A 10,642-nucleotide genomic window follows, 5' to 3' on the forward strand; every position below is an offset into this window, starting at 1 on the left:
GTAGTAAAGGTGAAAAAACAGGTGATAGCATTCCATCTGTCACGGGCAGTAGCTCTAACTCAGGCGATCGTTACATGGTGAATCTAAATTATGAGCCAAATGATACCGTTGGTCTAGGTTGGCGCAGTACTTATGTGGCAGCGATAACCGACAATAAACAAAATACCAAGCCAAATTATGATGTGCACGATGTGTATATGAATTTTTCACCACGTCAACTTGATAATATAAAGGCGACGGTTGGGGTATATAACCTCTTTGATGAAGCTTATGCCAGTCATGCTTCAAGATACAGTGCATCAGATGACAAGTTTACCGACTTTGAACCCGGTCGCAATATCAAAGCGTCTTTAACCTATCAGTTCTAAATCCATACTGACTTACGCATAACGGATTGACGAATTAGGGATTAATAAATAGAAAAGCCAGCTGTCTGTAGATGAGAGTTGGCTTTTTTCATGTCGAAATATCTTTTCTAAACCGCTTTATGCGTCATCAACAGATCAGTATTCAGTGCAAACTTAATTTTAAAATTAACAAAGAATAATAATCAATGACTTCATTTAACCCGCGCCAAACTTGCTTATGGCTTCACCGTTACACTGGGCTTGCGATGGCAGCCTTTTTAATTATTACCGGTATTACTGGTACATTGTTGGCATTTCATGACGAGCTGGACGATGTATTTAATCAGCGTTTGGCGGTTGTTGAGCAAGCGCAGACACCGCTATTGTCTATCGCCACCCTTCATGACAAGGTGATTAGCCGCTATCCAGAATATGGTTTTTCAACCATGCCCGTGGCAATCGAGCCTAACCGAGCCGTCGTCTTTGCTGTTGATAAAAATAAAGGTGATGTAAAGGTAGCGCCTAAACCCTTGTTCCAAGAGGTGTATATCAATCCCTATACTGCGGATATCATTGGAACGCGTGATAAAGATGAATGGGCATGGCGCAATACCATGTGGAAAGTGTTTTGGCTACACCGTGATTTGTTGCTTGATGATATCGGCAAGTTGATATTGGGTATTGTCGCACTCGTTTGGACGATTAATTGCTTTATCGGCTTTTACTTAACCTTTCCGAGAGTACTTAAAAAGAAAAACACTCAAAAAAATACAATACCTAAAAAACGCGCGTCGTTTCTAAAGCGCTGGTTACCAGCATGGAAAATCCGCCGCAATACTAATACCTTTAAGCTTAATTACGATGTGCATCATGCGTTTAGTTTATGGTTGTGGCTGATGTTGTTTGTGATTGCATGGTCGAGTGTGGGTTTTAATTTGCAGCAAATCTATAAGCCGGTGATGCAAGCGGTGGTAGGGCTTGAGGGTAGAAATGATAAAGAAAGTAAACCTAATCAGACGGATAAATCACGTGCGCAAGTTATGCCAAGTGTTAGGTTAGTTAGTAATAAAACGGACGTGGCTAATGTGGTTAATAAAGCCAATAGTATTGATTATTTAAGTAAGCAAGCAAATATTGCCGCACAAAAAAATGGCTTAACCGTACAGCAATTATTAGGTATTCGCTGGGTTGAGGAAGACCAACAATGGCAGATGCGCTTTAAAACCAATCAAGATATCGGCAAGAAAAGTGGCGCGTCTTCGATTACCATCAATGCCGCAACCGGTAGTGTCGAGCGCGTAAATTTTGCTTATCAAAATGCTTCATTTGGTAATAAGATTGATCAGTGGTTCTCTACTTTACATATGGGACATATCAGTCATGGCGCAGGTCATCTGGCGTATCAAATCTTCTTGGCATTGATTGGGTTAGCTGTTGCCGTTTTGTCTGGTACTGGCGTGTATTTATGGTGGAAAGGTCGGCAGCAGCGCTTAAAATCTTTGCAAAGGCATAGATAAAATTGGACTAAAAGTGACAAAGTCGATTACGAGTACGATTTTAAACTGTATCGATAATCACTGGTCGACCTTGATGATTGAGTACGGTGACATCAACGTTATATAGCTCTTTCATCGTCTCTTGGGTAATGACCTCAACCGGACGACCAATAGCTTGCACTTGACCGTCTTTCATCGTTACTACAGTATCAGCGAACTGCGCAGCTTGATTGATATCATGAAGGACGATGACCACTGTTTTTTGCTGGCTATGACTTAACTCACGCAGCTCACGCATTAAGCGTCCAGAGTGATACATATCGAGATTATTTAGCGGCTCATCAAGTAATAGATACGGTGTATCTTGGCAGACAATCATGGCAATCAGCACCCGCTGCCGTTGTCCACCGGATAAGGCAGATAAGAAACGCTCGGCTAAGGGTTGTAGCTCAAAACGCTCGATAATCTCCATGACCTTTTGCTTATCGCTTGCTGTTGGGCGTCCTTGATGATAAGGGTAGCGCCCAAACATTAGTAACTCATACACCCGCAGCCGTCCTTGCACTTGATTGTCTTGACTGAGCATCGCCACTGTCGTCGCAAGCGTTCGCGCATCGCATTGAACAACATCATGTTCAGCGAAACTCACTTGTCCAGCTTGCAGCGGTTGTAAGCGCGCCATCACTGAAAATAATGTCGATTTACCGGCGCCATTGGGACCAATTAAAGCAATGACTTGTGAGGGTGGCAGCGATAAGTTGATATCATGCAAAATCTGCTGCTTACCAATATGATGAGATACGCCCGTTATTTTTATCATAAGTGTTCTTACTATATTCTGAATATCTGTGAGCTGAATTTTAATAAATGTTTAGAGCTTTTAGCACGCTCGGCGTTGGCTCATAAATATTAAGGCTAAAAATACCAAGCCGCCCGCTAACTCAATAACGACGGACAATACCCCAGCCATACCGAGCACTTGCTCAAAGAGTGTTTGCCCTAATACCAAGCAAATCATCGCCACCAAGCTGACCAGTATTAAGCGTTCGCTATGATACATATGGCGCGCCATCCTATTGGTCAACGCACAGACCAATAAACCAAAAAAGGTTACGGGACCGACTAATGCCGTAGCGGTTGCGACTAATATCGCGATGACGGTTAATAATCCAAATGCTAAGCGCTGATAATTAATACCGAGATTAATTGCCTGCGATTTACCGAGCATGAGCACATCACATTGAAAACGCCATCGCCAAATAAATATCGCACTCACGACACAGATAAACAGACTAATACTTAAAAGTTGCGGATTGACCGTATTAAACTGCGCGTAACTTGCCGATTGAACGACTACAAAATCATCCGGATTAATCAGTCGGGCAATCAATGCAGATAAACTGCGGAATAATACCCCAAAGATGACCCCTACCAAAATAAGCCGCGTTAAATCCTGACTACTTTTGGAGAATAATAATTTAAACAGCAATAATGACGCGCCAAACATCAACACAATCTCAAGCGAGAATTTGGCAATAGGGTTAAGACTGGTAAAGCTAATCGCACCCAAGAAGAATACCAATAAGCTTTGTAACAACACATAAAGCGAGTCGAAACCTAACAGTGAGGGTGTCAAAATAGGATTATGCGTTAGTGTTTGAAATAGAAGAGTAGAGACGCCAATCGCATAACCGACCATCATCAGTGCCAATAGTTTTTTACCGCGTAATGGCAGTGCAAAATCCCAATGTCCATGAACATTGACCGTTAAAAATAAGATAGCGGAAATAAGCAAAATGAGTGTAGCAATGGATTTAGGATGTTGACTAATTACTAACCATAGCCGTACCCAAAATTTTGCTAATAGGTTAAGGCTGGATGCATCACTATTAATAGTAGAGTCAGTCATTGGGTTAGCAGAAGGTAAAAGCATATGCTGATCTTATAAAAGAGAATGGCAAGTAGAACAACGATAATTTAAGCGATATAGCTCGTTTAGGACTCAGCAGGCGCACGTAATAACAGCCATAAAAACACTATCGTACCGACCACCCCAAACACGGTCGCCACCGGAACTTCGAATGGATAGCGAATAGAGCGCCCGATGATATCGCAAAGCAATACCGCTGATGCACCTAACAAGGCAACAGCTGGCAAGCTGCGCCTGAGCTTATCGCCCATAATACGACTGACGATATTTGGCACGACCAGACCAATAAATGGAATCACCCCAACTGTGACCACTACAACAGCACTCATCATGGCGACCATGCCAACCCCAATCCACGTCACATGACGCTTACTGATACCTAAGTTCAAAGCAATATTGTCGCCCAAGCCAATGATGGTTAGCTTATCGGCAATAATATAAGCAATAACGCAAAGCACGCCGGTCAACCATAGCAGTTCATATCGTCCTGTCAACACGCTCGAAAAGTCGCCAAATTGCCAAACGCTGAGCATCTGTAATGTCTCAGTCTGATAAGCAATAAAGGTAGTAATGGCATCAATAATCCCACCAAACACAATGCCAATCAGCGGAATCATGAGAAAGTCAGTTGGCGGAATACGATGAATAAGCAGCATAAATAGCATCATGCCAAATACTGCCGCGATAGTAGCTACACTCATCTTTATAATCAAAGCGCTGGCAGGAAAAAATAAACTGACGACCAATAAGCCAAGAGCAGCGCTTTGAGTAGCGCCTACCATAGACGGCTCAACAAAGCGGTTTTTGAGTACCACTTGGATAATCATCCCAGCAACTGCCATGGCAATACCAGTCAAAATAATGGCAATCGTCCGCGGTAAGCGACTGACGAGCATCAATGAGCTGTCTGAATTTGCGCTATGAGTGATAAGACTGTGAAAAATTCCTGACCATGAAAAGTCAGCAACGCCAATAGATAAACTTAGCAATACCAAAACACCCATGACGATAAGGCTTGCGGTATTTATTAACCAAGGTGGTATTTTGGTATGGCGTTGTTTAGGGTTTAAATTACCATTTATCTGCTGGCATAGTAATGGCACAGAAGATACTGGTTTATCAATATTAGTAGCGTGATTAGAAAATAAAGACATAACGGCTGCAAATTTATGGCTGGCGTAAAGGGTAGACGCAAAAATTGTCACTTACGTCTATTTTTAACGGGCATTAAGGCTTACTTTGCCTTGCTAAATGCCGTTTTAATCGCTGTCAAATCCTGCATCCACTGGTAATAACCACCAAATGCTAGGTAAGAATCTGGGCTTAGATAGACCACTTGATTCTTTTTCCAAGCTGTCGTTTGCGCGACCAGTGGATTGTCCAAGACGGCTTTTGCACCAGCGCTTTCTTCACCGATAGCGGCGCTGCGGTCAATCACGAACAGCCAGTCAGGATTTGTTTTTTGCAAGTATTCAAAAGATATAGGCTGACCATGGTTAGCGTCTTTAATCTGATTATCCACCATCGGTACGCCAAGTACGGTATGAATAAACCCATAGCGCGACTTATCACCATAAGCAGACAGCTTATTGCCATTAACCATGATAACTAAGCCATTGCCGTTATTGTTGGTCGCCGTTTTAGTCTCATCAATAAGACCATCAATATCTTGTTGCAACTTTAACGCCTGATCGCTTTTGCCAAATAGTGCACCCAAATCATGCAAGCGCTGTTTGCTAGACTCATAGATATTGGCAGTATCGATACTCATATCGAGCGTTGGGGCGATGCTAGAGAGTGCGTTATATTTTTCCGCCATGCGCGAGCCCACCAAGATAGCTTGTGGCTGCATAGCGTTTAGTGCCTCAAGGTCTGGTTCAAATACAGTGCCAACTTCTTTCGGATCAGGCTGAGTTTTTGAATGCAAATTATCCAATTTTAGACCGCTTGGCATACCATCAACAGCGACATCAAGCGCCGCCAAATCTTGCATCAGGGTCATGTCATACACTACTAGCGGTGATGGGTTGATTGCCAAATCAACGGCTCCTTTGACGGTATCGACGCTAATAGTGGTTACAGAAACAGCATCGTTATTGGCGACATTTTCAGCCGTTTTATTTTCAGTGTTGCTGTCTGCCGGTTCTGAGTCATTAGATTCAGGCGCGCTACAGCCGGTGACGGTAATGGTAGCAACTAGCGCAGTCATGAGCACAGTGAGTAGGGGACGTTTAAAGGTAGGAGCGGCAATGTGGCTAGAGAATAAGATAGTAGACATAGATAACTCTGTATATGACGGGTTTTGGCAGTTTTTATACAACCTACGAGATAAAAAGCTTCATTTAACGTTAGGTTAAATAGTTCGATGCTTTATTATAAATGGGTGAATAAGACAGCCGTCATCATAAAGTAATTGAGACTTATTATCAATATTAATGATAATGATTTTTATTAACAAATAAATTAGGGTTATAATAATGTCATAATAAAAGCACATACTGCCTGAGATTTAGCTTAAAAAAATAACGGGTATCTCTGAAATATTAGAAATTTACTATTGATAATAATTATCGTTTGCATTATTATCAACGCCATTCTATGACGGTTAAATGCTAGAGTATTATGAGTTCAACGGATTTAGACGCGCCACCACTTAAATTAATAATGATAGCTATTCTAGTCGTGCTAGGGCTTCATGTGTTCACAGCGGTGGCACTGGTGGCAATGAAACCGTCTGCACCCAAAACCCTATTGCCCAAACAGAAGCCGCCTATAGAAATAGAGTTGGTGTCATTACCTGCTGCGTTACCTAAAGAGACGGTTAAGGTTGCCAAAAAACCTATTGAAAAAGAAGCCGCTAAGGTCGCAGTTGAGAAAACGCCGCCGCTGTCAAAACCGCAGCCTGCCGCCACATCAAAAGCAATTGCTGAACAACCCAAAAAACCAGTGCTGCAGAAAGAAAAAGCTGAGGTTATAGCACCAGCTACAATAGAAAAACCATTACCGATTTCTGAAGAGCAGATTACTCAAGAAAAGCAGCCACAAAAACCCATTCAGCAAGAAGAGCCACATCCCGCTATTGATAAAGCAATACTCGAGCAGCAGGCTAAAAACCAACAAGCTGAACAACGTCGAATCATAGCAGTACAAGCAGAAAAAGCCGCGCAAGAAGCTGCAAACCAAGCCCAGGCTAAAGCGCTGCAAGAAGATATTCAAAAAGCGAATGCAAAAGCTGCTCGAGATGCACAAGCAGAGGCTCAATCTAAATCTGACGCTAAGGCTAAAGCGGGTGCCGAAAAAGCCGCCGCTGCCAGCAATACACCGATGAATTTTAATGCCAGTAGTGCCAATTGGCGTGCGCGTCCCAACTTTAGCTTTCCTGATCGTGGGGCGCGTGGTGCCAATTCAGGCGATACCTTTAACTTGGTGTTATTACTACGCGTGAATAAGCAAGGCGGTATTGATAGCGTTAGTTTGGCACAGTCTTCTGGCAATGCCATTTTAGATAGAGAGGCACAACGCCAAGTGCGCTCAGGCAAGTTTAGACCCTTTACTAATGATGCTGGCGCATCAGTGGTTGGCAATGTGACCTTGCCTGTGAGCTACGCAGTACCTTAACAATCATCCATCTATAAAAACATACATTATAATATTTTCACGATAAGACCAAATGCGATAGTCGCTGCAGGTTTATGTGATTGCATAACTTACTAGGGAGTCTTAAATGGACTTTATGAGCTACTGGCAATTAAGTGATATGGTCACCAAAGGGCTTTTTTTTATACTATTGATATTATCGTTACTCTCTTGGGTCACCGGCATTATCCGCGTGCTACAAAGTCGCAAATTGGCAGCTATGGTTGCCGATGACTTAAGTCAGCAGATTCAGGCAAAACGCTCAGATTTGAATGGCAAAGATACAGCGACGCGGCGCTTGATTATTGAGCAAACCTTGCTTAAGCACATTGGTCGTTATCGCTTTGCCAGTGAGCGCGGGCTGCCGATACTGGGTACGACGGCGGCGATTGCGCCATTTATTGGTCTGTTTGGCACGGTATGGGGTATTTTTCATGCGCTGCATAATATTGGTGTCAGTGGACAAGCAGGCTTAGGGCAAGTGGCAGGGCCTGTTGGTGAGGCACTTATCATGACAGGTTTGGGTATCGCAGTGGCGATTCCAGCAGTGGTATTTTATAACCTTGCAGTACGTATCAATCGCCGCGTCATGTACCACGCCAATGACCGCGCGCATGATTTATTGGCACAATCTACTGAGGTTGCGGATGCTCAACAATCATCAGCCCAGCAATCAACAGCAGGCAGCAATTCTAGTGCTACTCCAGCACAATCTGCCACAGGTATGAGCGCAGAGAGACAAGACATACAGTCATCTGAGCATTATCATAAGTCAGCACCATCGCAGCTGTCATAATTATTTAATAAAAAAACGCTAAGCTAAAACCAGTTAAAAGTAACGGGCGGCAAAGACTCTAATTAACGGTATCGAGAACAATTATGGCATTTCAATTGGGTGACGATGACAGTCAAAGCATGAATGAGATGAACCTCATTCCGCTGATCGACATCATGCTGGTATTAATGATTATCTTTTTGTTGACGGCGACCGTACTGAATCCAACGGTGCCATTAGATTTGCCAAAGACCAGTGCAGCGTTGAATGATACCCCGCCAGAGGCGATTCAAATCAGTATCGATAAAGACGCAGGGATATTTTGGGACAGCGATCCCATTAGTTTGGAGGAGCTAGAGGTACGTTTGCAGCAGAAAAGTGCCACTGGCAAAGACCCTTCCGTGCATCTACGTGCCGATAAAGACAGTAAATATGATACCGTCGCACAGGTATTGGCGGCTGCCAGTCAAGCAGGGCTTAGCAAAATAGCGTTTGTTAATGAATAATCGTTAAAGTAATAAGCTGGCTAAAAATATCAGTAAACTTACCAATAAAAAAATCAGCAGAATAATAATAATAACCATTAAAATAATAAACTTTCTCTCCGGCCTCACAGGGGTAACCTTGTGAGGTTTCCTTTATATTATTAATATGCTATCAAGCTTTTATTCTTGATCAATGCTTACCAACCATACCCAAACGGGCGATAGTCGTAGCTGCCATAGCGTCCAGGACCATAACCAAACGGATAAGGCGAACGCAAGTAATCAAGGTCACGTTGGCGAATATAGTAGTAACGTCCTTGCGCGTAAGCTTCTTCAAGTTTTTCAATGCCTTCAAGCGGACAGACAGGTTGCCAGTCGTAACCTTCACGACCACGCTTATAAGCATTTAGCTCGGTACAGTAATTTTTAAGCCCTAGCTGGCGACCTTGTTCCCACTGAATGCGGTTTGGCATTACAGCGCCAACACTGGCACAGCTATTGGCATAATGCCCAAAATAATCACCCGAGCGCCCATTGATACCGTCAGCATAGCCAACTTCTTGCCAGTTATTGCTTTGGCACTGCTGCGGTGTCAGGCTTTTTTGGGTGGTAGCACAGCCTGATAAAGTAAATAAGGCAACGCCCATCAGCGTTAACGCAACACAGTATTTATTCATCAGTCGCGTGCCCGATTTATGAGTAAAATTGGCACTCAATGAGTTTCGCTTAATAAGATTATTCATAATAAACCTGCGCGCGTTTAAAATTATGGTTTATCATAGCACCTTTTTAGGCTGACAACTTTTTGTATCTTGTTATCGAACGAGTTGTTTTCTGTACTAAGTATTTGATATGCCACTATAAATATCAATGTCTTTATAGGTAAGCCGCTTGCTTGTCTCATGACGATAGAGAATCTACCAAGTGATAATTTATATACTTGCTCTCTATTCTTCTTGATTTTTGCGTGCTGACACGCATCATAAATACGGTTCTAAAGGTCAGTCATATATATAAATAAGCGCTGCTATGAGCGAACTTATTAGCTAAAAGGTCAGATTGTCATGGGTATGTGGATTGCTATTCTCATTGTACTATTCGTATTAGGGAGTATGATGGCGCTCAAGCCGAGCGGTATCGATCAGCGTTTGGATAAGCTGCGTATGACCGCGCGTCGCTTGCAACTCAATCCAAAGCTGGTCACTTGTCCTGACTGGATAAAAGGTAAAGACAATGAGTATGGTCGCGGGATGATGGGTCAGTATTGCTTAATATTAGAAGATACGAATCTGCCGTTTATCCGCTATCAAGTGATTGATGGGCAATGGCGACCAGATAGCAGTTTTGTCGATACGACTACAGATGATAATAAGCTTATCGTGCCAACGGCTATTCGTGCTAATCAAAGCCATGCTCATACAGCGGTTAAGAAGACTAATTTTAGTTTGGATAAGATGCCATTAGATTTGCCAGTCAGTATTGAGCCCTATGTAAAAGGCTTATTAACTAAGGCCAATAGCATTGTGATTTATTGGGAAGATATTGCGTACGTGCGTCCTGCGACCAACCCTGCTTATCAGCAAAAATTGATTGAGAGCGATTTATTATTGCTTAAGCAAAAGCTTGAAGAGTGGGCGCTACAGATGCAAAAAAGCCTATAGAAATCGCGACAAGGTAGCAAATTGTTTTTTCGTCTCCATAAACACACGATATGCAAGTGCTTTTGGCAGACGCTCAGTCATTTTCAGTTGACAGTTTAAGCCTTAGCAGTGTAACGTCTTTATAACTGAATCCTTTCGTTATGGTTAACGTTTGTTTTATAACCGATTTTACTAGCAGCCATTACTACAATAATTTGCCATGCCCTTATAACCAAACTTATAAATGGCATGCTGCTAGACAAATTTTATTTTAATTTACTTATTATGGTGTCGTCACCTATGACAAAACCCACAACTAAAAAAAGCGCAGCG

Annotated in this window: 10 protein-coding genes and 1 pseudogene; 6 read left to right on the forward strand and 5 right to left on the reverse strand. The window is 42.7% G+C overall.

Features of this window, described 5'->3' with window-relative positions:
* A pseudogene (locus VLN09_RS06460) lies at window positions 1-368 on the forward strand (TonB-dependent receptor); the annotation flags it as partial.
* A gap of 185 nt (window positions 369-553) precedes the next feature.
* Window positions 554-1,864: a PepSY-associated TM helix domain-containing protein gene (locus tag VLN09_RS06465; RefSeq protein ID WP_325244803.1), complete on the forward strand. Its 1,311-nt coding sequence runs from the start codon at window positions 554-556 to the stop codon at window positions 1,862-1,864.
* 40 nt (window positions 1,865-1,904) lie between these two features.
* Here VLN09_RS06465 and VLN09_RS06470 read toward each other — a convergent pair whose 3' ends face one another.
* The 4 genes from VLN09_RS06470 to VLN09_RS06485 all read right to left on the reverse strand — a co-directional run bounded on the left by VLN09_RS06470 (window position 1,905) and on the right by VLN09_RS06485 (window position 6,051).
* Window positions 1,905-2,663, reverse strand: coding sequence for an ABC transporter ATP-binding protein (locus VLN09_RS06470; RefSeq protein WP_325244805.1), 759 nt, complete (start codon window positions 2,661-2,663; stop codon window positions 1,905-1,907).
* Between the two features lie 60 nt (window positions 2,664-2,723).
* Window positions 2,724-3,776 carry an iron chelate uptake ABC transporter family permease subunit gene (locus tag VLN09_RS06475; protein ID WP_325244807.1) on the reverse strand — a complete coding sequence of 351 codons (1,053 nt, stop codon included), beginning with the start codon at window positions 3,774-3,776 and terminating at the stop codon, window positions 2,724-2,726.
* Window positions 3,777-3,838: 62 nt separating this feature from the next.
* Window positions 3,839-4,927: an ABC transporter permease gene (locus VLN09_RS06480; RefSeq protein ID WP_325244809.1), complete on the reverse strand. Its 1,089-nt coding sequence runs from the start codon at window positions 4,925-4,927 to the stop codon at window positions 3,839-3,841.
* An 80-nt stretch (window positions 4,928-5,007) separates the two neighbouring features.
* Window positions 5,008-6,051 (reverse strand): siderophore ABC transporter substrate-binding protein, encoded by a 1,044-nt coding sequence (locus VLN09_RS06485; RefSeq protein WP_325244812.1) that lies wholly within the window; start codon window positions 6,049-6,051, stop codon window positions 5,008-5,010.
* A 344-nt stretch (window positions 6,052-6,395) separates the two neighbouring features.
* Here VLN09_RS06485 and VLN09_RS06490 point away from each other — a divergent pair, with 344 nt between their 5' ends.
* From VLN09_RS06490 to VLN09_RS06500, 3 genes are all read left to right on the forward strand, one after another.
* On the forward strand, window positions 6,396-7,391 hold the full coding sequence (locus VLN09_RS06490) for a TonB family protein (RefSeq protein ID WP_325244814.1): 996 nt from the start codon (window positions 6,396-6,398) through the stop codon (window positions 7,389-7,391).
* Window positions 7,392-7,497: 106 nt separating this feature from the next.
* Window positions 7,498-8,205, forward strand: coding sequence for a MotA/TolQ/ExbB proton channel family protein (locus VLN09_RS06495; RefSeq protein WP_325244816.1), 708 nt, complete (start codon window positions 7,498-7,500; stop codon window positions 8,203-8,205).
* 83 nt (window positions 8,206-8,288) lie between these two features.
* Entirely contained in the window at window positions 8,289-8,690 is a 402-nt protein-coding gene (locus tag VLN09_RS06500) for a biopolymer transporter ExbD (RefSeq protein ID WP_325244818.1), read from the forward strand.
* A gap of 176 nt (window positions 8,691-8,866) precedes the next feature.
* Here the strand turns inward: VLN09_RS06500 and VLN09_RS06505 are convergent, their stop codons facing one another.
* Complete coding sequence (locus tag VLN09_RS06505) at window positions 8,867-9,412, reverse strand: DUF2799 domain-containing protein (RefSeq protein ID WP_325244820.1); 546 nt, start codon at window positions 9,410-9,412, stop codon at window positions 8,867-8,869.
* 321 nt (window positions 9,413-9,733) lie between these two features.
* Here VLN09_RS06505 and VLN09_RS06510 point away from each other — a divergent pair, with 321 nt between their 5' ends.
* Entirely contained in the window at window positions 9,734-10,330 is a 597-nt protein-coding gene (locus tag VLN09_RS06510; RefSeq protein WP_325244822.1) for a hypothetical protein, read from the forward strand.
* Window positions 10,331-10,642: the final 312 nt, after the last annotated feature.

Origin of the sequence: Psychrobacter sp. (assembly GCF_035469765.1) — a bacterium.
GTDB lineage: Bacteria > Pseudomonadota > Gammaproteobacteria > Pseudomonadales > Moraxellaceae > Psychrobacter.